The sequence below is a fragment of the Nitrosococcus watsonii C-113 genome (assembly GCF_000143085.1).
GTDB lineage: Bacteria > Pseudomonadota > Gammaproteobacteria > Nitrosococcales > Nitrosococcaceae > Nitrosococcus > Nitrosococcus watsonii.
In genome coordinates, this window is record NC_014315.1 from 241,402 (window position 1) to 264,705 (window position 23,304).

Below are 23,304 nucleotides of genomic sequence, written 5' to 3' on the forward strand. Positions count from 1 at the left end.
CGAATTTAGACCAGCTTATCAATGATAGCAACTTAAACGACAAGGAGAATGGCCATGTTTGAATTGATGGATTCATATACTCAAAGTGCGGTGATCAAGGTCATTGGCGTCGGTGGGGGAGGCGGCAACGCCATTCGGCATATGGTGGACGCTAAAATAGAAGGGGTCGATTTCATTGTTGCCAATACGGATGCTCAAGCCCTCAAGGACTGTGCCGCCCCTACAGTGCTGCAACTGGGCAACAATATCACCAAAGGATTAGGGGCCGGGGCTGATCCGGAAATTGGCCGCCAAGCTGCTCTGGAGGACCGGGAGCGGATTATGGAAGTAGTGAGCGGTGCGGATATGGTATTTATCACTGCCGGTATGGGTGGTGGTACTGGAACAGGCGGCGTTCCTGTGGTGGCCCAAGTCACTAAGGAACTCGGGGTTTTGACTGTCGCCGTGGTGACTCGGCCTTTTTCCTTTGAGGGGCGCAAGCGTGCGGCCATCGCTGATGAAGGAATTAAGGAGCTAACCCAGTATGTTGATTCTTTGATTACCATACCGAATGAAAAATTGATGCCGGTGCTAGGTAAAAGCATTAGCCTGTTAAATGCTTTCAAGGCGGCTAATGATGTTTTGCTCGGCGCAGTGCAGGGAATTGCCGAACTTATTACTCGGCCTGGCTTGATTAATGTGGATTTTGCCGACGTTCGCACCGTCATGGCGGAAATGGGAATGGCCATGATGGGGTCCGGCAGCGCCACGGGAGAGGAACGAGCCCGTTTGGCGGCCGAAGCGGCGGTAGCAAGTCCCTTGCTAGAAGATATCAGCCTAAAAGGTGCTCGCGGGGTACTGGTCAATATCACGGGGGGACCCAGCATGTCTATTGGCGAATTCGAGGAGGTTGGAAGTACAGTTAAAGAATATGCCGCAGACAATGCAACCGTTGTGGTGGGTACCGTGATTGATCCTGGCTTGGAAAATGAACTGCGGGTTACGGTGGTGGCTACTGGGCTAGGACGGCCGGAGACACAAACAAAAGCGCCCATCAGTCTTGCGCAGATTTCTTCTCAGCAGTCTGAACTTGAAGAACCTGTTGATTATCATACTTTGGATAAGCCTACCGTTATCCGCCATGGTTCATCGCGAGATCCAGTCACAACGAGCAGCGATTCTAGCATGGATTATTTAGATGTTCCGGCGTTTTTGCGCCGACAGGCCGATTGATGTTTCAACCCAGTCCAATTTTAATAGGGGGCACCGCCATTATTGGGTTCGTGTGGGTATGGATCCTTCGTTATCTCCCCGGCAAGTGCTTGGCCCGATAGGTTATTGGTTAAAGGAAATATAATTTACCATGATAAAACAACGTACACTTAAAAATGCCATCCGTGCTACTGGGGTAGGATTGCATACTGGGGATATTGTCTATCTCACGTTAAGGCCGGCAGCGGTGGATACCGGTATCGTTTTCCGCAGAGTTGATTTAGATCCCCCGGTGGAAATAAAAGCCAGGGAAGAGAATGTAGGAGATACCACGCTTTCTTCCACCCTCGTCAAGGAGGGGGTGCGCATTGCTACGGTCGAGCACTTGTTATCGGCTTTTGCTGGCTTAGGTATTGACAATGCTTACGTGGATCTGAATGCTTCTGAAGTTCCTATCATGGATGGAAGCGCGGGTCCTTTTGTTTTTTTAATACAGTCTGCGGGAATAGTCCAGCAAGAGGCACCCAAGCGCTTTATCCTGATAAAAAAGACGTTGTTCATGGAGGAAGAGGATAAGTGGGCTCGTTTTGAGCCTTTTGATGGCTTCAAAGTTTCCTTTGTCATTGATTTTGATCACCCGGCATTCAAGGGTCGTCCGCAAGGGGTTGAAATTGATTTTTCTTCTACCTCCTTTGTGAAGGAGGTGAGTCGTGCGCGAACCTTTGGCTTTATGAAAGACATCGAGCGCTTGCGAGAAGCTAATCTGGCGCTAGGAGGTAGCCTGAACAACGCGGTAGTAGTGGATGATTATCGGGTAATCAACGAAGATGGTCTGCGTTATGAGGATGAATTTGCCCGCCACAAGATTCTAGATGCCATTGGCGATCTTTACTTGCTTGGTCATACCCTCATTGGGGCCTTTAGTGGTTATAAATCGGGCCACGCCTTAAATAATAAATTACTTTGCGCGCTGATGGCGGATAAATCTGCTTGGGAAATCGTCACCTTTGAAGATGATGAGGCCACCACTCCTATTCTTTTCACCCATCCTTTAACGGCAGCATAAAGCTGGATCATCTCAGGACCTTATTTCTTGGATTTTAAGGATAAGCGTAAAAAGGCCGATTTAAGATGAGAATCTTTTATTCTTCTTGCTGTATTACGGAGTAAAGCCGCGTTTTCTTGGGAAAGGGCAGGAGGACGCTGCTCTTGGGGAAAAGATAAAATAGGAGTGGGAGGGCGCACTTTTACTACGACTCTACGAAGGTCGGGGTATTCCTGACATTGCTGTAGGTGTTTGATAATATTCGGCATATAATAGCGTAGAAGGTTAGCTTGGGCTGAGGTATCGGTATACATAATGAGGCGGTTATCCCGGATATTGGCGACTAAGCAGCGGGGCGATAGGGCTTGCGGCAGGCATTGACGAACTTCAAAGGTCAACCGTTGTAAGATTTTGGTTCGGGTAAGCAGGCGTTGCAAGTTCCCCTCGGCGGACTTGAGTACCTTGTTAATGGATGGGGTAATTCGCATCGTCAATATTCCTAGATTGATATCAAGATATAAGGAAAAAATGGACATTATCATCCTTCCCACAGCGTCAAAAAGCCGAAATTGTATCCATCTGGGTACCCGTGCTTTCTTCGTCTGCTTATTTTTAATATTAACACTCCTATTGCTAACAGTGTACGGGGCTTACCGTTTTGGTATTAGAACCCAATTTACTGTACAGCAGGAATCGCTTGCCCAAATGCAGATACTGACCAAGGAGTGGCAGACGAGATTGGCGCAGCAGCAGGCAATGTTAGCAGCGACAACCAAGCAGGCTGAGGAAGGGCTTGGTGTCCTTGCTCAGCGGCTTGGGTATCTCCAAGCGAATGTGATTCGCCTGAATGCCTTGGGACAGCGTCTCATCGTATATGCGGATCTGGAGCAAGGAGAATTCGATTTCACTCATCCGCCCGCTATGGGCGGGCCAGAATCTCGCATAGGAGATATACCAAAGCTTAGCGATTTTTTGGCAACTATGGGGCAATTAGCACAAGAAATCACTGATCGTCAGCAGCAGCTGCGGCTACTAGAGACTATGTTGCTAGAATGGGATATGCAGCAAGCGGCTTTACCGGCGGGTCGCCCCTTGCACCAGGGTTGGCTTTCTTCTAGGTACGGGTATCGTACTGATCCCTTTAATGGTCGAAGGGAGTTTCATAGTGGGGTTGATTTTGCCGGTAAAGCAGGCACCAAGGTTTTAGCTGTGGCTGCGGGTGTTGTAACCTGGGTAGGGAAGCGTTCGGGATACGGAAGGATGGTTGAAATTAACCATGGTAACGGTTACGTGACCCGTTATGCTCATAACCGGAAGAATTTAGTACAAGTGGGCGAGCATATTGTCAAAGGGCAAGCTATTGCTTTATTGGGGTCTAGCGGCCGCTCAACGGGACCTCATGTCCACCTCGAGGTTTTATATGGGGGGCGTACGGTAGACCCTCTCCAATTTGTCAGGGCAGTGGAAGATAGCTGAAGCAAGAGTTGAGCGGCGTTGTTTGTTACAATTGAGAGTTTTCAGCAGATATAAAGCAAGGCGGATTTTTGGATAATTTTCTTGCCCGAGGTTAGTTGGTTTAGTCTTAATTGTCCCTTAATATCGAGCTCAGTACCCACCTTATAACCTTAGAATCAATTCTATATCATCAACAGTTATGGTCACTAATTTACTCAGCAAGGTATTTGGCAGCCGCAATGATCGCTTGTTGCGAAACATGAATAAAGTCGTGGCGCAAATTAATGCTTTAGAGCAGGAATTTACGGCGCTTAGCGATGGACAGCTACAGGCTAAAACCGACCAGTTCCGGGATCGGCTTGCCGCGGATGAAAATTTAGATGAACTCATACCTGAAGCCTTTGCTGCGGTTCGGGAAGCGGGTAAGCGGGTTCTTGGCATGCGCCATTTTGATGTCCAGCTTTTGGGTGGTATCGTGCTTCATGATGGCAAGATTGCCGAAATGCGCACAGGGGAAGGTAAGACTTTAGTAGCCACCGCGGCTGCCTACCTTAATGCTTTGCCTGGCAAAGGGGTTCATGTGGTGACGGTGAATGACTATCTGGCCCAGCGCGATGCTCAATGGATGGGACCGCTCTACCAGTTTTTGGGACTTTCCACGGGGGTTATTGCTTCCAATATGGACCCTAGTGCCCGAAGAGACGCTTACCTGGCGGATATTACTTACGGCACTAACAATGAGTTCGGCTTTGATTACTTGCGCGACAATATGGCGTTTAGTTTGGAGGAAAAGGTACAACGGGAACTGCACTATGCCATTGTGGATGAAGTCGACTCTATTCTGATTGACGAGGCCCGTACTCCTCTGATTATTTCCGGTGCCGCGGAACAGAGTTCCGAACTTTATCGGCAAATCAATGTCTTTATGCCCCGTTTAAAGAATCAAGAAAGGGAAGATGGGCCGGGCGATTACACGGTGGATGAGAAAGCACGCCAAGTATATTTGACTGAAGCGGGACATGAGCACGCGGAGCAAGTTATGCTTGAGTCGGGCCTAATGCAGGAAGGTGAAAGTCTCTATGATGCCGCCAATATTGGTTTGATGCACCATTTTAATGCGGCCTTGCGGGCCCATGTACTTTTCCATAAGGATGTTGATTATATCGTTAAGGATGATCAAGTGGTGATCGTGGATGAGTTTACGGGCCGCACCATGCCTGGCCGAAGGTGGTCGGAGGGGCTTCATCAAGCGGTGGAAGCCAAGGAGGGGGTGTCCATCCAAAGTGAGAACCAGACTTTGGCTTCTATTACCTTCCAAAATTATTTTCGCCTCTACGAGAAATTGGCGGGAATGACCGGGACGGCGGATACTGAGGCCTATGAATTCCAACAGATTTATGGCCTAGAGGTTGTGGTTATCCCTACTCACCTTCCCATGGTCCGGGTTGACCATGGGGACCAGGTCTATTTAACTGCAGAAGAAAAGTACCAGGCTATTATTGAAGATATCAAGGATTGCCACACCCGCGGTCAGCCTGTCCTGGTGGGGACTGCTTCCATTGAGACCTCCGAACATCTCTCGGGGCTGCTTAAAAAAGAAAAAGTTGAACACCGAGTGCTCAATGCTAAATTTCATGAGAAGGAAGCTGAAATCATCGCTCAGGCTGGCCGGCCTGGCACGGTTACTATTGCGACTAACATGGCGGGCCGCGGTACCGACATTGTACTTGGCGGTAGCTTGGATGCGGAATTAGCGACCCTAGACGAGAATGCTGATAAGTCAAAAAAGGAAGAAGTACGGCGCCGGTGGCAAGAAGCCCATGACCAGGTTGTGGCAGCGGGAGGACTGCATATCATTGGTACTGAACGCCATGAATCACGCCGTATTGACAATCAGCTTCGAGGGCGATCCGGGCGCCAAGGGGATCCGGGTTCCACTCGTTTTTACCTATCCCTGGAAGACAACCTGATGCGCATCTTCGCCTCGGAACGTATCTCGGGCCTGATGCAAAGGTTAGGCATGGATGAGGGGGAGGCCATTGAACATCCGTGGGTCACCCGTGCTATCGAAAATGCCCAGCGTAAAGTTGAGGGTCACAACTTCGACATCCGCAAACAATTGCTAGAGTTTGATGATGTGGCCAATGATCAACGTACGGTGATTTATCAGCAGCGTAATGAATTGATGGCGGCAGAGGATGTTTCGGACATGGTCCAAGGCATTCGCCAGGGCGTCATTCACTCTCTAGTTAGCCAGTACATTCCCCCGGGGAGTATTGACGAACAATGGGATATTCCGGGATTACAGGAAGGGTTGGCGAGTGAATTCGGTCTTGAGGTGGATATTGCCGGTTGGCTGGAGGCCGATGAAGGGCTCCACGAGGAGACCTTGCGGGAACGTATTATAGAAGCGATGGAAGACGCTTATGGGGAAAAAGAAACCTTGGTTGGTTCCCAAGTGATGCGTCATTTTGAGAAAGCAGCCATGCTACAGGTATTGGATTCCCAATGGAAGGAACATCTTGCAATGATGGACCACTTACGCCAGGGTATTCATCTGCGCGGTTATGCCCAAAAGAATCCTAAACAGGAGTTCAAGCGAGAGGCTTTCGAATTATTTCAAGAGATGCTGGAGCGGATTAAGCATGATGTCATTGCGCTCCTTTCCAAGGTGCAGGTGCGTACCGAGGCTGATGTGGAGGCGGTGGAGCATCAACGCCGTGCTGCCAGCGCAGTAGAATACCAGCATGCAGCGGCAAGCGCGATGGCGGACAGTTCTGGCGAAGCAGAGTCCTCGACGGCTCCATCCAAGACGCCTTATGTCAGGGATGGCCGAAAAGTAGGTCGTAATGAGCCTTGTCCCTGCGGCTCGGGAAAGAAATACAAGCATTGCCATGGTAAATTGAATTGAAGTAATGAATTGCGTGCTGATAAAGCCATTCTTATTTGAATGCAAGGAAGCTGATGGCTGCTGGCCTTGAGCACTTGCAAGCATTGCTACCGGTAGCAGGAGTTGAGCTGGGGGCGATGGCTGCGGGAATTCGCTACCGCGATCGTCCTGATTTAGCGATAATAACAGTGACTGAGGGCAGTACCTGTGCCGCTGTTTTCACTCGTAATGTCTTTTGTGCCGCACCTGTAATCGTAGCTCGTCGTCATTTAGCTGGAAACTCTCCGCGCTTTCTCTTGATTAATGCGGGCAATGCCAATGCGGGCACCGGCATCCAGGGAATAGTAGATGCTGAGACCTGCTGCGCCACTTTGGCCGAACTGGGTGGAGTGGCTTCCACGGCGGTTCTTCCCTTTTCTACGGGAGTCATTGGTGAGCGGCTACCAGTCTCCCATATACAAGCCGTATTACCTCAAGCCTGGCAAGCGTGCTCGTCGACGGGATGGTTGGCAGCAGCACATGCCATAATGACTACCGATACCACACCCAAAGGTACCTCCGTCCATTTTATCTATCAAGGTCACCCAGTAACCGTCACGGGTATTGCTAAAGGGTCCGGTATGATCCGACCTGATATGGCTACTATGCTGGCTTTTCTAGCGACTGATGCTCGGGTTTCTAAGGAAGTATTACAGCGTTGTCTCGCCCGAGGAGTGGCAGAGAGCTTTAATCGCATTACCGTCGATGGTGATACTTCCACGAATGACGCCTGTGTCCTTCTGGCCACGGGGCAAAGTGAGGTTTCTATCGCCACGGTTGAGGACCCGGCTTTTGCCGCCTTGCAGCAGGCAGTGAGCGAGGTATGTTTATCTTTGGCCCAGGCTATTGTTCGGGATGGAGAAGGGGCGACTAAGTTTATTACGATCGAAGTGACTGGAGGGAGGAATATTCAAGAATGCGAGCAGGTAGCTTATACGATTGCTCAATCTCCTTTGGTCAAGACCGCCTGCTTTGCTAGCGATCCCAATTGGGGCCGGATTCTTGCTGCTATAGGGCGCAGCGGAGTGCCTGACCTTGAAATAAGAGGCGTTTCTCTTTATTTAGGTGAGGTTTGCGTGATCCACAGGGGCGTTCCTCATCCCGAGTATACCGAAGAGCAGGGTCGAACAGTCATGGCTCAGGATGATATCACCTTAAAGGTGGAGTTAGGCAGGGGGGATTCCCGTGTGCAAATCTGGACCTGCGATCTCTCTTTTGCCTATGTAAAAATTAATGCTGAATACCGCAGTTGATGATCGGATAGGCATATGCTTGGGGAAGTTAGCACCATAAATCTAGGAATGAGCAGACATCTTTTTCGTATCGGTGAGATAGAGTTTGTTGCCGATCAGCTTAAATGGTATCGGTTCTAAGCGAGTTCCAGGACAGGGACCAGCCAAGCAGAGGCCATCATGAAACCGGAATAAGGCCCCGTGAGTTGCACATTGGATATATTGTCCTTCCAAATCGAGGAATTGATGAGGGAGCCAGTTGAGAGTCACTCCCGTGTGGGGACAGCGGTTTAGGTAGATCCAGAGCTGGGTAGCTTGGCGAATAACAAAAATTTCCTGCTGGTCAAGGGTAAAACCGCGGGTGCCGCACTCTGGAAGGTCTTCCAAGTGGCATAAAAATAGGGGTGAAGTCTCTGTCATCGTATTGATTGCTGCTGGTTTCCTAGGTCTTTGAATCCTTGCTGGCCACACTTACGGCCAGCCAGTTGGCACGCCAAAGCAAGACTTTCAGACAGAGAGTGGTTGCGCAGACGGGCATCAAGAAACCCCGCGTTGAAAGTATCTCCCGCGCCCAGGGTATCTACTACTTGGGGTGGAAAAAAAGCTGGTGCGTGTTTTATCTCCCCTCCATCACCAAGAGCGTAGGCTCCCTCCTTGCCCCAAGCGCAGACTTTCTCAGTATGGGGCAGGGATGAGTGTAATTCCTGGAGAAAGGTTTGAGCCTCTGCGTAGCCGTGGTAAGCTGCATAATGGCGGGAGAATAATAAAATAGTGGCGCCCTCAAAAAGATTTTCAATATTGGCTCTGGGTTTTTCAATCTCTACTGACCAGGGAAGGGATGGAAGTTTTTCCCGGACGAAGGTTAGCATACGAAGCGTTTCCGTAATATTACGGCCTTCAAAGTGGAGCCAATCGAAAGCAGAGAGCTTAATCTTTGCGAAATCGGCAAAGCTAAACTCCGGGAGAGTCCGATAGTGGACAATTGTACGGGTGCCTGTAGCGCGGCTTAAGGTAATATAGGATGTGGGTGTCTTTCCTTTCGCAACCCGGCAATTATTTACCTTGATACCTTCCAGTTTCAATTGCTGGGCAATGAACTGTCCGTCGGGGTCATCCGCTACGATTCCTGCGAAAGCGCATTTGTGGCCGAGCTGTTGGAGAACAGTAAGGGTATTAGGGCAATTCCCCCCCACGGAGCGGCGTTGCGATAAAGCCCTGCGTTCTTCATCCTCTGTAGGATAATATTCAACGGTGTTAATAATATCAAGGGTGGCGGTTCCGATACCGAGTATCTTGGCCATCGGTTAGTTGTTATTTAACGGTTTCTAGAATTTTTCCAATGTTTTTGGCGATTTTAGTGATATCATCGGCGCCATTAACCCTGTATAGTTTACCTTGAGCTTCGTAATAATCGACCAGGGGAGCGGTTTGGGCTTCGTAAACCCGTAAGCGGTTGCTGATGGTCTCCTCGTTATCGTCCGAGCGTTGAACGAGTTGATCACTGCTGCATTTATCACAACGTTGGTCCACTTGGGGTGGTGAAAAATAAATATTGTAGATAGCCCCGCAGGCTTGGCAAGTGCGCCGCCCAGTGAGCCGCTTCATTAGCACTTCGAATTCCACATCCAGCAGAATTACGGCCTGGAGAGGTTGTTCTAGAACGGCCAGCACCTCATCGAGCGCCTGGGCCTGGGCAAAATTCCGGGGAAACCCATCGAGGATATAGCCTTTAGCGGCATCAGGCTGGGTTAGCCGTTCCCGAATAATGCCGATGACAATTTGATCAGATACTAATTCCCCCGCCTCCATGGCTGCTTTTGCCTGTTTTCCCAGCTCGTTACCAGCGGTTACAGCAGCACGCAGCAAGTCTCCAGTAGAGATCTGAGGGATATTATATTGTTGGGATAGGTGCTCACCCTGGGTACCTTTGCCAGAACCTGGAGCGCCAAGTAACACTGTTCTCATAATAAATGCGCCTCGAAATAGCCCCTTTAAATCAAGTGTAGAAGTAAGTATTAAGAAATTTATTATTCTTTAATCTAACTTACTAATCTTCAGACTGGGACTCAAAAAGCTGCTACGCTACCGTGCTGGGCGATAGGAGTCAATTAGCTGGAGCGGAGAGAGAATTAGGAGCCGGCAAGCAGGGTATAAAGGCAAGATTAAAAGGCCCACTTGGTCTAATATGGGCATTCTCGGCGTCCTAACGCTTACAATCCATACTTTTAGTGGATAAAAGGTTTTGTTGTTAATCAATTAAGGAGAATAAAGGATGGCCAAAAAGAATGCATTTTATGCTCAATCTGGCGGCGTGACTGCGGTTATCAATGCTTCTGCCTGCGGCGTTATTGAAACGGCGCGGCAGCATCCGGAGGTCATTGGCAAAGTTTATGCCGGGCGTAATGGCATCATTGGGGCCTTAACCGAAGATCTTATCGATACCAGCCAGGACAGCAATAATGACATTGCTGCTTTACGGCATACGCCGGGAGGAGCTTTTGGGTCTTGCCGGTATAAACTCAAGGGACTCGAGGAAAACAAGGCTGAGTATGAACGTCTGATTGAGGTGTTCAAGGCACACGATATTGGCTATTTCTTTTATAATGGCGGTGGCGACTCTCAGGACACCGCCCACAAAGTCTCCCAGCTTGGGGAGCGGCTAGGATATCCCATCACGTGTATTGGGGTTCCTAAGACCGTCGATAATGACTTGCCGATTACTGATAACTGCCCGGGTTTTGGATCTGTAGCGAAATATGTGGCAGTTTCAGTGCGAGAGGCAGCCTTGGATGTGGTCTCCATGGCCCGAACTTCGACAAAAGTTTTTATCCTTGAAGTGATGGGACGCCATGCAGGTTGGATTGCCGCTGCGGGCGGGCTAGCAGCAGAGCGGGAAGGAGACGCTCCTCACATCATTTTATTTCCTGAAATCCCCTTCGAGCAAGGGCAATTCCTAGAGAAGGTGGATGCCAGCGTCAAGGATTATGGCTATTGCGTGGTGGTAGCTTCGGAAGGTGTTCGTAACCAGGAAGGCCAATTTTTATCTGAAACCGGGTCGCGGGATGCCTTCGGCCATGCCCAGCTGGGTGGGGTAGCTCCTTTTATTGCCCGGATGGTGAAAGAGCAGTTGGGTTATAAATATCATTGGGCGGTTGCTGATTATTTGCAGCGGGCAGCACGGCATATCGCCTCCCAGGTGGATGTGGAGCAAGCCTATGCGGTGGGCAAAGCGGCTGTAGAATTCGCCATCAGAGGTAAAAATGCGGTGATGCCTACTATCCTCCGCGCCTCTCACGATCCCTATCGTTGGGAGATTGGTTCAGCGCCCCTAAAGGACGTAGCCAATGTGGAGAAAACCCTGCCCCGAAGCTATATCACTCAAGAAGGGTTTGGTATTACGGAAGAGGGGCGGCGCTACCTTGCTCCCTTAATTCAAGGAGAAGATTATCCTCCCTATAAAAATGGATTACCCGACTATGTTGAGCTCAAAAATGTTCCGGTTGAGAAGAAACTCAAGGAAGCATTTACCTTACGCTGAACGCTGAAGTTCTCCATGGAGGTAAATTTTATAGTCCCCCCGGGGAGTTTTATCCGCGGGGGTATTTCTTTTCGTGCATCCTGTCTTTGTTGATTATCTTGTACTAGCCGCAAGGGTGAAGCCGGACAGCATATTAGCAAAGGTAGCTCCAAGCTGGCGAGAGAAACGATCTAGGAGTTTAGGCTTGGGGGTGTAATCGATAATTTTTTCCGCTCCTATAATCTCGCGGGCCACATAGCTACTGTTTCCCAAGCCATCAATCAAACCTAGATCGATAGCTTGCTCGCCTGTCCAGACCAAGCCGGTGAATAGGGAAGAATCGTTCTTGAGTCGATCTCCGCGGTTGTCTTTTACAACTTGAATGAATTGCTTTTGAATATTGTCTAGCATCTTTTGGATATGTTGGGCTTCGAATTCTTTCATAGGCGAGAATGGATCAAGAAAGCCTTTATAGTCGCCTGCAGTAAAGAGGCGCCGTTCAATCCCTAGTTTTTCCATAGCTTCCACGAAGCCGAAACTATTGATTAGAGCACCAATGGAACCCACGATACTTGCTTTGTCCGCATAAATTTGATCCGCCGCTACTGCAATGTAATATCCTCCCGAGGCGCAGATGTCTGTAATAACGGCGTGGATAGGAATATCAGGATGTTTTTTGCGCAGTTGATGAACTTGGTCATTGATTTGACTTGCCTGAACTGGGCTGCCTCCAGGACTATTGATATGCAGTATTAACCCCGCGATATGCTCGTTTTCAAAGGCGGCTTTTAGTCCTTTTTTTATATTTTCCGCATTTGCAAACGAGTCGGCGCCAATGATTCCTTCTATGTTCACTAAGGCGGTGTGGGGGGCAGTTATTCCTGGAGCGCTAAGCCCATTGGGAAGATAAAGCAGTAAGAGAGCAAGTAAATAGGCCGCAAAGAGTATTTTGAAAAAAATACTCCAACGACGTGCCCGCCGTTGTTCTTTAAGCGCGCTAAAAGCCAAACGTTCCAGGACGTCTCGCTCCCAGTTGCGTTGGATTTCCTGCGTTTTGCTTAGATCGGTTGTCGGTGCATCTTGGTTTGACATGGAGTCTCCATAAACGAAAGTTAGGCTAACAGGGTTAATCGTAGGGGGCTAATATCATTAAAAATAAAAGTTGCAACATTTACCGCTTTTCAGTTCGAAGTTATTTAGTTCCGATTTTGATAGCGTATGCTTCCATGACAGCATTTAATTCCTCCGGTAGAGGAGCAATCGTCTTTATCGTTTTTTTCCCCTCGGGTAGGGTGAAGATGAGTTGGCTAGCATGGAGAAATAGCCGACGCAGTCCCAAGTATCGTAACCGCTTATTGAAGGTGGAATCACCATATTTTTCATCGCCGCCGAGAGGATGCCCAAGGTGGGTGGCGTGTACCCTTATCTGATGAGTGCGGCCGGTTTCTAAGGCAACCTCTACAAGAGTCGCTTCATCCCTATAAAACAGCTTGGGGTAGAAACGACTAGCGGCAGGCTTTCCTGCTGGGCTTACCTTAACTATTCGTTCTTTTGAACGTGATATATTTTTTAGCAGGGGCAAGTCCACCCGCTGGACATTTTTTCGCCAGCGCCCTTTAACGAGGGCAAGATAGCGTTTGTGGATAAGCTGTTTTTGCTGCATTGCTTGGAGCGTCAGCAAGGTGCCGCGGGTTTTGGCTATCATGAGACAACCTGAAGTTTCCCGGTCTAAACGGTGTACTAGCTCCAAAAAAGTCGCCTCTGGACGTAAAGCCCGCAGCACCTCAATAATTCCATAGCTTACACCACTTCCCCCGTGAACTGGGATTCCAGCTGGTTTGTCGAGTATGAGCAGTTCCTTATCCTCATACAATAAGCTATTTTTAATCAGGAATAAGAGGAAGTGGGCTATCGGTCTCTTAAGGGGGGGATGAGATACGCGCAGTGGCGGAATTCTGACTTGGTCGCCTTGTTGTAGGCGGTAGCTACTAGTGATGCGAGATTTATTAACCCGGACCTCTCCTCGGCGGAGGCAACGGTAAATTCGACTCTTGGGAACCCCCTTGAGATGGGAGAATAAAAAATTGTCGATCCGCTGACCTACCTGCTCTAGGTGTATTTCCAGGATGCGGACTTGAGCTGCCGGCGGTTTTTTCACAGTATTCATAAGCCTAGTTATAATACCAAGGAATACACCTATTTGATGCTTAAGGAACAGCCTGATATATTGCGAAGAGTTAATTCACCGCCCGCGAGTTGCGTGTATAAGTAAAGGGGGTAGTTTGAAGGCACTGTTTTAAAAAAGACTTGTCCAAGTATATTTTGGATGCGGATGGCGTGGCTGCCCACCGGTGAGAAGGGATATATTTTTATATGTGGTGTTTGACTAATTTAATTAGTAAGGGGATTAGGTTTTTGGGGTCCGAGTGGCCGGGGCAGCTCCCTATAAGTCATATATCAGCCACTTGTTAGTAGAATATAATGAAGAATTGTTGTGGCTGCGCCGATTCTAACTCTGATGGAAGAGTGTCTAGGCTGCAGCAGTAAAACAAGGTTTTGCGTAGAGTAACGAGTAGATTTTTTGAGGTTCTTGTGGTGAAAAGCTGGGTCACGATTTATGATAAGAAAGTTCGGGCGATCCCGCTTTTTCCGGGCTTAGAAAATAAGCGAAATGTGGACGAGCAAAGGCTATTGCCGTGCTTGAAAAAATGATTGATATTCTCCCCGCTCATATTATTCATATATGTGCAGAGTGGTGAGGGCTTCTGGCGGAGCAACTTTGCCGATGGGTGGACAGGTGAGGTGGAGCCGTCTCTACAGAGACGGGATGGCTAGTAGTCGCACAACTAAGGACATGAAGTACGTGTACACTGGTCTACTTCTTTTGTCTCAATGGGAAGAAATCTGATATAGGGGGCGGGTATCTTAATTATATTATCAACAGACTAGGTTGCCCGGTCTTTAATTATGTCCTAAATTGTGAAGTTTTCTAGGCCCGAGCACATAGACCCTCATACTAAAATTAGCGTTTTGATCGCTATTCTCGTTTCTCTCGCGAGTACCCGCAGCATGGCTGCTGCTTATTATATAAGCTTGATGTATTTGAATTTTTGAATAGGCAGGAAGTTGGCTGAGGGTGTAAATATGCGCAGAAATTAAGGAACGAGACACATGAAGAGAATGCTTATTAATGCGACTCATGCGGAAGAGTTGCGAGTAGCAATGGTCGATGGCCAGTACCTGCAAGATCTAGATATTGAAAATCCGGCTCGGGAGCAAAAAAAAGCCAATATTTACAAGGGTAAGATTACCCGAATCGAACCAAGTCTAGATGCTGTATTTATAGATTATGGCGCTGATCGCCAAGGGTTTTTGCCCCTTAAGGAGGTGACGCGTAGTTATTTTCAATCCCACCAGAGAGAACCTGGAGATCGCCCTAAAGTCCAGGAAGTGCTTAAAGAAGGACAAGAATTAGTCGTTCAGGTAGAAAAAGAAGAGCGAGGCAATAAAGGGGCGGCGCTCTCTACTTTTATTAGCCTAGCTGGGCGGTATCTCGTTTTGATGCCTAATAACCCTAGGGCTGGCGGGGTTTCACGCCGGATCGAAGGAGAAGAGAGAAGCATGCTACTGGAAGCAATGCGTACGCTTGAAATTCCTGAAGGCATGGGTCTTATTACGCGGACTGCCGCCGTTGGCAAAAACGCTGAGGAATTACAATGGGATCTTAATTACTTGCTCCATCTTTGGCGTTCTATCCAGGCGGCCGCTGAGGGGCAGCCCGCGCCTTTTCTTATCTATCAGGAAAGTGATGTTATTATTCGTGCATTACGGGATTACCTCCGCCTGGATATAGGCGAGATTCTTATTGATACGCCAGATGTTTACCAGCGGGCCTATGATTTCATGCGCCAAGTAATGCCCCCTGAGCTGCGCAAACTCAAGCTTTACCAAGACAAAGTTTCTCTTTTCACCCGTTTTCAAATCGAGTCTCAAATTGAGACGGCGTTTCAGCATGAGGTTGCACTGCCATCGGGTGGCGCGATTGTCGTCGATTATACCGAGGCTTTGACCACCATTGATATTAACTCAGCGCGGGCAAATAAGGGCGAGGATATTGAGGAGACGGCCCTCTCCACTAACCTAGAGGCTGCTGAGGAAATAGCACGTCAACTAAGGCTGCGTGATTTAGGGGGATTGATCGTTATCGATTTTATCGATATGGCGCCGCTGCGCAATCAACGGGCGGTTGAAAATCGGTTGCGCGAGTGTTTGCGCGAGGATCGGGCGCGGGTGCAAATAGGCCGTATTTCCAGATTCGGGCTGTTAGAGATGTCGCGGCAGCGATTGCGGCCCTCCCTAGGGGAGGCCCATCAAGTAGTATGCCCGCGTTGTAATGGTCGGGGCCAAGTCCGGGGAGTGGAATCTCTGGGGCTATCAGTCTTACGCCTTATCGAAGAAGGGGCAGCTAAAGAAAAGACTGCCCGTATGGTGATCCAGCTTCCTATTTCGGTAGCTTCCTTTTTGCTCAATGAAAAGCGGGCTAACCTTGCCGCCATTGAAAAGCGATACGGGGCTCACTTGTTTGTAGTTCCTAATTCTCATCTGGAAACCCCGACTTTTGAGATTGAGCGTATTAAAGACGCAAGGAAAGGGGAGAGTCGAATGGATAAACGGATTGAGATGCAAAGTTACCAGATGGCAAATGAGCCCAATCCCAAAAAGCCAGCACTTTTACCACCTAGCGCTATCCCCGATGAGCCCTTGGTTAGAGCAGGTTCCCCTTTATTTCCTGCGCCTGAGCCCCAACCGGTAACCACAGAAGCCCAGCCTGATTTTTTAAGGCGTTTTTGGACGACATTCATGGATGGGAACCAAGCATTAGGTGTGGCAGAAGGGGTGACTCAAGAAACAAAAGTAGTTTCTGAAGAAGCGGGTGAACGGGGGCGTGCGGTTCCCCGCCGCGGGCGTTCTCAAGGTAGAGGGCGACGCGGTTCAGGTCGGCAGCCCAATCGTAAGGAAAGCACACAGGGCAATGAGAGCACTACTGGCCTTTCTTCTGAGGCAGAGAGCGGGCAGGTGGCATCGGAAGCGAAGGAAACTCAGGATATGCAAGACGGTACGGAGAGTTCCGCCGCCCCATCTTCAAGGACGACTGCCCGAGGCCGACGGGGAGGCCGACGCCGCCGCGTCAATGCCACTGGCCGATATCGCCGCGGCAGCGGTAGAAAAGAAGAGGGAGAAGCAAAGCGGCCAGAAGAAGCGCAGCATCTCGAAAGAGACTCCTTATCCTCTTCAACGGCGTTAACAACTTCCCCAAAATCATCTCCAGAAGAGACGGCTTCTGATAGAAAAAAGGCTCCATTGGAAGAAAGCCGAGAAGGAATTTCCCAGGAACCGGAATCCTCTGGACCGACCAAGGTAGGCGCTGAGGGGGAGCGGGTAGCCGCCGTGAAAGAGCCGCTATAACGATACAAGCATCGAAATTACAGAGTACGCCAAGGGGGAAGCGGGAGCCAATTTTTCCCTTTTGGGTAGTAATAGAAAAATACGATTTTTCCACGGTAATGGAATAAGAAGCGAGTATTAGCTTGAAGGGGTTAAGGGGGGCTTAAATGCCGTTGGCGAATTTCATTGAGGAGGCTATGAGCAGCCTCCTCAATGAGGTCCAAGACCGCCTCAAATTCGCTGGGGGGGCCATAATAGGGATCGGGCACGTCTCGTCTTTTTAAATGAGGGGCAAGTTCAAGTAGTAATCGGATTTTTTCTGTTTGGTTATTATTGGGTGCTAGCTTTTGTAATATAGCTAAGTTCGAGCAGTCCATGGCAATCAGGTAATCAAAATTTATGAAGTCAATAGGTTGAATTTGCCGGGCGCGGTAGCGATCGATATCAATACCACGCCGCCGACAGCATGCCCGAGCCCGCGGATCTGGACGCTCCCCAGCAAAGTGACCGTGGGTGCCAGCAGCATCAACAAAAATGGCCTGGTTAAGACGATGGTGCGTTACTAATTGTTGGAAGAGACCCTTAGCCATGGGGGAACGGCAGAAGTTAGCCATACAAACAAAAAGTACTCCGATCTTATTCTCCGGGGGGCGAAGCCCTGGTTGTTGGTTGCCCTGGAGCCATTCTTTTAGAACCATCATCTTCATACGATTTTAAAAGTTAAAAATGAAATTAGGTTTCAAACACGGGAGGCGTTTTTTTAATGCAAAGCCGCTGTAAAAACACCTCCTAAAGGGTTGCATCACTGATGATTCCCCCTCCCATCACCGTTACTTGCCTACGGCACCTTATTGGCTGCCGAGTCCAGTATCAAGGAATTCCTTGCCGAATTATTGAGGTCTTAGAGGAAGGCCCCATACTGGTGCTGCAGGAAGCAGTTTGCCATCAGGCAATCCAACCTGATCAGTTTGGCAAGGCGCGCCGCCGAGCGCCGCAAACCTTAGAAGTTAATGTTCAAGATTCATCCGGCCGGATAAGTCCCGCCTTCCTGGCCTTGGGAGTTTTACCTTTGTTATCCTCTCCTTAAATAATATCGCTGGATTGTGCTTCATTTTTAGTTGTAATTTTTTCTTGGGCTAGTAGTTGCCTCACCCGTTCCAAATCAGCCAGGGTGTCCACCCCTGGAGGAGGAATTGTACCGGCGATAGCCACATGAATGCGACCTCCATGGTATAAAACCCGCAATTGCTCCAAGCATTCGGCCTGTTCCAAGGGGGAGGCAGGAAGTCGGGGATAGCGCCGTAAGAAACCCGCGCGATAAGCGTAAAGTCCGATATGGCGATAATAAGGACAGGAGGTAGGCCAACTGCTTTCAGTGGTTTTAGCGGCAAAGTCTTCTCTTGCCCAAGGAATGGGAGCCCGGCTGAAGTAAAGGGCATAGCCTTGTGTATCCCGAACTACTTTGACGATATTAGGATCAAACAACTCCTCTTGGTTAGCAATAGGTACACATAAGGTAGCAATATCCGCCTCGGGATGGGTCTCTAGGTCTTCTGCTGTCTGAGCAATCAGCGAAGGAGGTAAAAGAGGCTCATCACCCTGAACATTGATGATAATGGTTTGATCTGGATAGTCTTTATGCGTTACTACTTCCGCCAAGCGGTTAGTCCCAGAGTCATGTTGGATTGAGGTCATACAGACTTGTACACCATGGCCTTGGGCAATTGCTTCTATACGCCTATCATCAGTGGCAACCAAGACTTCTCCAGCACCGCTTTTCTGAGCTTTTTCCACAACATACAGCAACATGGGTTTACCCGCTAAATCGAGCAGTGGCTTACCTGGTAGGCGGCTAGCGCCATAACGGGCGGGAATAATGACTTTGTAGGACATTTAAAGAATTGCTCCTCGCTCCTCAATTGCATACCGGGCGAGATGATCGATGAGAAAGGCATAAGCTTCGTTGACCGAATCAGTCTGATAAAATAAATCTAAATCTTGGGGATCAATGTTACTGTACTGGACCAGAGCATTAAAATTAATAACTTCATTCCAGTAGGCCTTTCCGAAGAGGATAATAGGAAGGTGTTTGCGGATTTTACCGGTCTGCATTAGAGTGAGGAGTTCAAATAATTCATCAAGCGTGCCAAATCCACCTGGAAAGACGATAATGGCTTTTGCTAAATAAGCGAACCAAAACTTGCGCATAAAAAAATAGTGAAAGTGAAAGGAAAGTTCGCGAGTGATATAGAGGTTATCAAACTCCTCAATGGGGATGGAGATGGTTAACCCAATATTCATCCCCTTTGCTTCGGAGGCTCCTCGGTTAGCAGCTTCCATGATCCCTGGCCCGCCCCCCGTGCATACTACAAAACGCCGTTCCTCATCGCTTAATGCCTTGGACCATTCCGTTAGGCGGCGCGCCAATTCCCTTGCAGCCTCATAGTATTTCGACATTTCAAGCTGTAGTTCTGCTTTACTGATATCACCTTTGCTTTCTTTGGCTTCCTTAAGTGCCTGTTCAGCTTGTGCTTGTGGAAGAGTGCGAGCCGAACCCATGAAAACCACGGTATCGTCTACCTTATAGCGCGCGAAACGGCGTTGAGGCTCCAAGTACTCGGAAAGAATCCGAAGTGATCGCGCCTCGCGGCTGGAGAGAAATTCCTCATTCCGATAGCTTTCTGGTAAAGGGCGGCGTTTTTGGGGCATGATAGGTGGGCTAATCCTTGAGACTGTTATAGATTATAAGCGAAAACAATAATTTATCCTAAATTCTAATCCAAATGAAGGCTCCGTAAAGTGCTCACGGCAGGGATTTAAAAAATTGCCGAATGCCAGGTATTTGGTGGAAAACCAGTATTAAAGTGAATTAAGCGATTGTCCTTATTATCTCATACTTAAAATATTAAGCGCTTTCCGTGGGGGTTAAATTATGAGCTATTTGTTCGCAGCAGGGCTTGAGAGGAGCGGGCGCAGCTAGATGGGTTGATTCCGGTAATCAGACCGCGAGAAAAAGCAGGGTTGGATTCAACGTTTCTTTAAGTATCGCCTTCTGAGCATATGAGGGTGGATACTCTCGGCGAGACTGGCCACAATTCCGTTGCCTGATTAAATCGGCTACCCTATGTGTTTTTTATAAGCACAACCAATAAGGAGCGTTTTATGAATCGCAACGCCCCCGTCGATTATCCCGTTCACGATTTGCTTGTCCAACGCTGGAGCCCTTACGCTTTTGATCCAAGCCGTGAGGTCAGCAGAGATGATCTGCGCGCTGCGTTCGAGGCGGCCCGCTGGGCTATGTCGTCCTATAATGCTCAACCTTGGCGGTATATTGTCGGTGTCCGGGAGCGTAGCCAGGAAATTTGGGAGCAAATACTTAGCGTGCTTACGGAAGGTAACCAGCCGTGGGCGAAAAATGCACCAGTACTTGCCCTAGGCTTGGTTGAACATAAATTTGAGCATAATGGTAGGCAGAACAAAGCGGCGATCCATGACTTAGGTGCTGCATCGGCTTGCCTCACCTTCGAAGCAACCGCGCGTGGTTTAAGTGTGCATCAGATGATCGGTATTGAACCTGATAAGGCGCGGCAGGTATTTAGCTTCACTGGTTCGCTGGAGCCTTTTACAGGATTAGCAATCGGCTATGCCGGTAAATCTTCTCTGGTACCAGAGAAATACGCGCAGCGGGATTCCCGTGAGCGGCAACGTAAGACACTGGATGAGATTATTATCCATGGCGAACTTTAAATCAGGGCTTTTTGGTGTAGAGATCAAAAACAAAGACCCGCAGTAATACTACCGGTCTTTGTTTTTTGGCTGGGGGACTAGGATTCGAACCTAGGTTGACGGAGTCAGAGTCCGCTGTCCTACCACTAGACGATCCCCCAACAAAAAACCATTAACGCTTCGAGTATTGAGGTGCTTTGCGGGCTTTATGAAGGCCGATTTTCTTGCGCTCCACGGCTCGGGGGTCTCGGGTAATAAATCCTGCTTTGCGAAGCGGGGGCTTAAGTATTTCATCGTAGCTGACGAGTGCCCGGGCAATACCATGGCGAATGGCGCCGGCTTGACCGCTATTCCCACCTCCGCGAACGAAAATCCGCACATCTAGCTTCTCGTTTAATTCCACTAATTCCAGTGGCTGGCGGACGATCATCCGTGAAGTTTCCCTGCCAAAGTACTCTTCTATGCTACGGTTATTGATTAAAATATTGCCACTTCCACTACTCAGATAGACCCGGGCGGTGGAAGTTTTGCGGCGGCCGGTAGCGTAATATGTCTCTGCCATGATTGAGATGCTCGTGAACTTAGATCTTGAGAGGTTGAGGTTGTTGCGCAGTATGGGGATGGCTGGTTCCCCCATAAACGTTTAGCTTGCGAAACATTGCACGGCCTAAGGTATTTTTGGGTAACATTCCTTTGACGGCAAGCTCTATTGCCCGTTCGGGGGCGCGTTCAAGGAGTTTCTCCAAGGTAAGGGATTTAATCCCGCCAGGATAGCCTGAGTGCCGGTAGTAATGCTTCTGCGCCATTTTCTTACCCGTGGCGCGGATTTTTTCTGCATTGACCACCACAATGTAATCTCCAGTATCGATATGGGGGGTGTAGATAGCTTTATGCTTTCCCCGCAGGCGCCGGGCGATCTCGCTTGCTAAGCGCCCTAGGGTTACCCCATTAGCATCCACAAGATACCAGTCGCGCCGGACTTCTTTGGGTTTGGCACTGAAGGTTTTCATCCGTTATTGCTCCAGCAATTGGCTGAGTGTCTAAAAAGCTGTTAATTCTACGGATTGCCGAGTGAACTGTCAATTTGGAGTTGGAAGCTATGTTATGAAAATAGATAAAATAACAAAGCGCCCAGCAGCACCCGGTATACCGCGAAGGGAAGCATGCCGATATGCTGAAGAAATTTAAGGAAGTAGTGAATACAGGCATAGGCGCAAAGCCCGGAAATTAGGGCACCAAGGGCGAGGGCGTTCCAATCTACGGTTTCGGTATGATTCAACAGCTCCAAAACGGCTAGCCCGCCGGCAAGGAGGATAACCGGGATGGCCAGCAAGAAGGAAAACCGAGCGGCTCCTTCCCGGGTGAGTCCTAATATTAGGCCGGCGGTGATGGTGATGCCGGAACGAGAAGTGCCGGGAATGAGGGCCAAGGCTTGAGCGAGGCCAATAAAGAGCACATCGCGCCAGGTGAGGGTATGCTCGTTTCGTTGTTGCTTGCCGGCCCAGTCCGCATAGGCGAGAAGGAAGCCGAATCCCACCGTGCTCCAGGCGATGATCAAGGGGGAGCGGAGTGCTTCCTGGGTGGACTCGTTGAGCATAATGCCCACTAATCCGACCGGTAGGGTGCCAAGGAGCACAGCCCAGGCTAGGCGGCTTTCTCCTTGCTGTTGGCCTGAAGCGAGGGATTGGAGCCAATCTCTCGCCATCCTTGCTAGTTCTAGCCGGAAATAGCCGATGACCGCGGCTAAAGTTCCCAGGTGAACCGCCACGTCAAAAGCAAGCCCTTGATCGGTCCAGCCAGCGAGAACCGGCAGGAGGATAAGATGGGCGGAGCTGGAGATGGGAAGAAACTCGGTGAGTCCTTGCAAAATAGCCAGTGCCAGAATATGGATAAAATCCACGAGAAAATTCCTTCTAATTAAGCCGTTGATTAAAGCGTTTGCATAAGCCGCGCGGCGACCAAGGCGATTTTTAGTGCCTCGGAGTCCAGAACTTCGGGGAGCATGAGATGGCTTTCTAGCAGCATATCGGGCCTCTTCCGGGCAGCTTGCTCCAGCCGCTGCCGGGTATTCCGTAGCAAATTTCCATGGGCTAGGAGCAGAGCCCCGTGCCAGTTATGATAGCCTTGGACTAAGCGGGCGGCTTCCTCACTCTCCCAGTGCTCATCCAGCAAGAGCTCCGGGAAGGCCAAGGCTGGCAAAATTCGTCCTTGCCATTGAGGCGCAATCCGGAGTCCGTCTAATCCCTTACCCCTCCCGTTAGAGTCGCGCTGGAACCATTGGGCGGCGGGCAGTGGCCGGGCTGCATCGTTGATCCACCATTCCAGCATATTCTGGTGGCGTGCCCCGCGAGTAGTCGCTAGGCCAGGTACTTCAAAGTCGGTTACGCCAGGGGGGAATGCTCGCCAGGTTGGATCGGTGACAGCTGCCATATCCTGCGGCCAGTGGCAGCTATTGAGCAGCGCCAAGGGTAAGCCAGTTGCTTTGCGCAGCAGCCATAGCTCAAAGCGATCGCCGACTGGAAAAGGGAGCGGGGGGTGATGCTCGATGGCTTTGGCGAGGGCGTTTTTAGAAACCTCGGCGCGGCCATAGCCATTACCGCCGGTATCCATTTCGGGCCAAAAACGCTCGCTACCTGCAACCCGCCGTGGCCGCCAGGTTTTACCTTCACTGGAATAGACTCGCACCTTACCGGCATCAATGACCTGCAGAATGCCCAGATAGGGGTTTAAACGCCGGACAGTATAATAGTCGAAGGGATACATG

The 23,304-nt window shown here is 49.6% G+C and carries 22 protein-coding genes and 1 tRNA gene; 9 read left to right on the plus strand and 14 right to left on the minus strand.

The genetic code is table 11. The features are described from left to right. The first annotated feature begins 54 nt into the window (after window positions 1-54). Both ftsZ and lpxC read left to right on the plus strand, forming a co-directional pair. The gene (ftsZ, locus tag NWAT_RS01135) at window positions 55-1,212 is read left to right on the plus strand and encodes a cell division protein FtsZ (RefSeq protein ID WP_013219314.1); all 1,158 of its coding nucleotides are present in this window, start codon (window positions 55-57) and stop codon (window positions 1,210-1,212) included. Between the two features lie 130 nt (window positions 1,213-1,342). Further along, window positions 1,343-2,257 carry a UDP-3-O-acyl-N-acetylglucosamine deacetylase gene (gene lpxC, locus NWAT_RS01140; RefSeq protein ID WP_013219315.1) on the plus strand — a complete coding sequence of 305 codons (915 nt, stop codon included), beginning with the start codon at window positions 1,343-1,345 and terminating at the stop codon, window positions 2,255-2,257. Window positions 2,258-2,277: 20 nt separating this feature from the next. Here lpxC and NWAT_RS01145 read toward each other — a convergent pair whose 3' ends face one another. Next, the gene (locus NWAT_RS01145; RefSeq protein WP_232420175.1) at window positions 2,278-2,772 is read right to left on the minus strand and encodes a DUF721 domain-containing protein; all 495 of its coding nucleotides are present in this window, start codon (window positions 2,770-2,772) and stop codon (window positions 2,278-2,280) included. Here NWAT_RS01145 and NWAT_RS01150 point away from each other — a divergent pair. The 3 genes from NWAT_RS01150 (at window position 2,765) to argJ (ending at window position 7,873) form a co-directional block, all read left to right on the plus strand. Next, window positions 2,765-3,712 (plus strand): M23 family metallopeptidase, encoded by a 948-nt coding sequence (locus NWAT_RS01150; protein WP_013219317.1) that lies wholly within the window; start codon window positions 2,765-2,767, stop codon window positions 3,710-3,712. The genes NWAT_RS01145 and NWAT_RS01150 overlap by 8 nt on opposite strands. 178 nt (window positions 3,713-3,890) lie before the next feature. After that, on the plus strand, window positions 3,891-6,602 hold the full coding sequence (gene secA / locus NWAT_RS01155; protein WP_013219318.1) for a preprotein translocase subunit SecA: 2,712 nt from the start codon (window positions 3,891-3,893) through the stop codon (window positions 6,600-6,602). Window positions 6,603-6,655: 53 nt separating this feature from the next. Beyond that, entirely contained in the window at window positions 6,656-7,873 is a 1,218-nt protein-coding gene (argJ, locus tag NWAT_RS01160; RefSeq protein ID WP_013219319.1) for a bifunctional glutamate N-acetyltransferase/amino-acid acetyltransferase ArgJ, read from the plus strand. A 42-nt stretch (window positions 7,874-7,915) separates the two neighbouring features. Here argJ and NWAT_RS01165 read toward each other — a convergent pair whose 3' ends face one another. Genes NWAT_RS01165 through NWAT_RS01175 form a run of 3 tightly spaced genes read right to left on the minus strand, consistent with a single transcriptional unit; the run spans window position 7,916 to window position 9,817 of the window. Next, the gene (locus NWAT_RS01165) at window positions 7,916-8,272 is read right to left on the minus strand and encodes a Rieske (2Fe-2S) protein (protein ID WP_013219320.1); all 357 of its coding nucleotides are present in this window, start codon (window positions 8,270-8,272) and stop codon (window positions 7,916-7,918) included. Beyond that, window positions 8,269-9,153: a PfkB family carbohydrate kinase gene (locus NWAT_RS01170; RefSeq protein WP_013219321.1), complete on the minus strand. Its 885-nt coding sequence runs from the start codon at window positions 9,151-9,153 to the stop codon at window positions 8,269-8,271. Before NWAT_RS01170 ends, NWAT_RS01165 begins: the two co-directional genes overlap by 4 nt. 10 nt (window positions 9,154-9,163) lie before the next feature. After that, the gene (locus tag NWAT_RS01175) at window positions 9,164-9,817 is read right to left on the minus strand and encodes an adenylate kinase (RefSeq protein ID WP_013219322.1); all 654 of its coding nucleotides are present in this window, start codon (window positions 9,815-9,817) and stop codon (window positions 9,164-9,166) included. Window positions 9,818-10,124: 307 nt separating this feature from the next. Here NWAT_RS01175 and NWAT_RS01180 point away from each other — a divergent pair, with 307 nt between their 5' ends. Next, window positions 10,125-11,390, plus strand: coding sequence for a 6-phosphofructokinase (locus NWAT_RS01180; RefSeq protein WP_013219323.1), 1,266 nt, complete (start codon window positions 10,125-10,127; stop codon window positions 11,388-11,390). A gap of 93 nt (window positions 11,391-11,483) precedes the next feature. On the opposite strand, the gene sppA is transcribed toward NWAT_RS01180, so the two are convergent. Both sppA and NWAT_RS01190 read right to left on the minus strand, forming a co-directional pair. Then, window positions 11,484-12,461 (minus strand): signal peptide peptidase SppA, encoded by a 978-nt coding sequence (gene sppA, locus NWAT_RS01185; protein WP_013219324.1) that lies wholly within the window; start codon window positions 12,459-12,461, stop codon window positions 11,484-11,486. A gap of 100 nt (window positions 12,462-12,561) precedes the next feature. Beyond that, complete coding sequence (locus NWAT_RS01190) at window positions 12,562-13,536, minus strand: RluA family pseudouridine synthase (RefSeq protein WP_013219325.1); 975 nt, start codon at window positions 13,534-13,536, stop codon at window positions 12,562-12,564. Window positions 13,537-14,540: 1,004 nt separating this feature from the next. Here NWAT_RS01190 and NWAT_RS01195 point away from each other — a divergent pair. Then, window positions 14,541-16,835 (plus strand): Rne/Rng family ribonuclease, encoded by a 2,295-nt coding sequence (locus tag NWAT_RS01195; RefSeq protein ID WP_013219326.1) that lies wholly within the window; start codon window positions 14,541-14,543, stop codon window positions 16,833-16,835. 131 nt (window positions 16,836-16,966) lie between these two features. Here the strand turns inward: NWAT_RS01195 and NWAT_RS01200 are convergent, their stop codons facing one another. Further along, window positions 16,967-17,515, minus strand: a complete 549-nt coding sequence (locus NWAT_RS01200) for a low molecular weight protein-tyrosine-phosphatase (RefSeq protein WP_041350825.1) — start codon at window positions 17,513-17,515, stop codon at window positions 16,967-16,969. Between the two features lie 107 nt (window positions 17,516-17,622). Here NWAT_RS01200 and NWAT_RS01205 point away from each other — a divergent pair, with 107 nt between their 5' ends. Further along, on the plus strand, window positions 17,623-17,901 hold the full coding sequence (locus NWAT_RS01205) for a hypothetical protein (RefSeq protein WP_013219328.1): 279 nt from the start codon (window positions 17,623-17,625) through the stop codon (window positions 17,899-17,901). Here the strand turns inward: NWAT_RS01205 and kdsB are convergent. Together kdsB and NWAT_RS01215 are read right to left on the minus strand one after the other, a co-directional pair. Further along, on the minus strand, window positions 17,898-18,707 hold the full coding sequence (gene kdsB / locus NWAT_RS01210; RefSeq protein WP_013219329.1) for a 3-deoxy-manno-octulosonate cytidylyltransferase: 810 nt from the start codon (window positions 18,705-18,707) through the stop codon (window positions 17,898-17,900). The genes NWAT_RS01205 and kdsB overlap by 4 nt on opposite strands. Then, window positions 18,708-19,523, minus strand: coding sequence for an LOG family protein (locus NWAT_RS01215; protein ID WP_013219330.1), 816 nt, complete (start codon window positions 19,521-19,523; stop codon window positions 18,708-18,710). It abuts the gene before it with no gap. 453 nt (window positions 19,524-19,976) lie between these two features. Here NWAT_RS01215 and NWAT_RS01220 point away from each other — a divergent pair, with 453 nt between their 5' ends. Then, the gene (locus tag NWAT_RS01220) at window positions 19,977-20,561 is read left to right on the plus strand and encodes a nitroreductase family protein (protein WP_013219331.1); all 585 of its coding nucleotides are present in this window, start codon (window positions 19,977-19,979) and stop codon (window positions 20,559-20,561) included. A gap of 66 nt (window positions 20,562-20,627) precedes the next feature. On the opposite strand, the gene NWAT_RS01225 is transcribed toward NWAT_RS01220, so the two are convergent. From NWAT_RS01225 to NWAT_RS01245, 5 genes are all read right to left on the minus strand, one after another. After that, window positions 20,628-20,701 (minus strand) — tRNA-Gln (locus NWAT_RS01225). Window positions 20,702-20,712: 11 nt separating this feature from the next. Continuing rightward, window positions 20,713-21,102 carry a 30S ribosomal protein S9 gene (gene rpsI, locus NWAT_RS01230; RefSeq protein WP_013219332.1) on the minus strand — a complete coding sequence of 130 codons (390 nt, stop codon included), beginning with the start codon at window positions 21,100-21,102 and terminating at the stop codon, window positions 20,713-20,715. 19 nt (window positions 21,103-21,121) lie between these two features. Then, window positions 21,122-21,550 carry a 50S ribosomal protein L13 gene (gene rplM / locus NWAT_RS01235; protein WP_013219333.1) on the minus strand — a complete coding sequence of 143 codons (429 nt, stop codon included), beginning with the start codon at window positions 21,548-21,550 and terminating at the stop codon, window positions 21,122-21,124. Between the two features lie 92 nt (window positions 21,551-21,642). Then, the gene (locus NWAT_RS01240; RefSeq protein ID WP_013219334.1) at window positions 21,643-22,440 is read right to left on the minus strand and encodes an undecaprenyl-diphosphate phosphatase; all 798 of its coding nucleotides are present in this window, start codon (window positions 22,438-22,440) and stop codon (window positions 21,643-21,645) included. A 29-nt stretch (window positions 22,441-22,469) separates the two neighbouring features. Continuing rightward, window positions 22,470-23,303, minus strand: coding sequence for a hypothetical protein (locus NWAT_RS01245; RefSeq protein WP_013219335.1), 834 nt, complete (start codon window positions 23,301-23,303; stop codon window positions 22,470-22,472). Window position 23,304 lies beyond the last annotated feature (1 nt).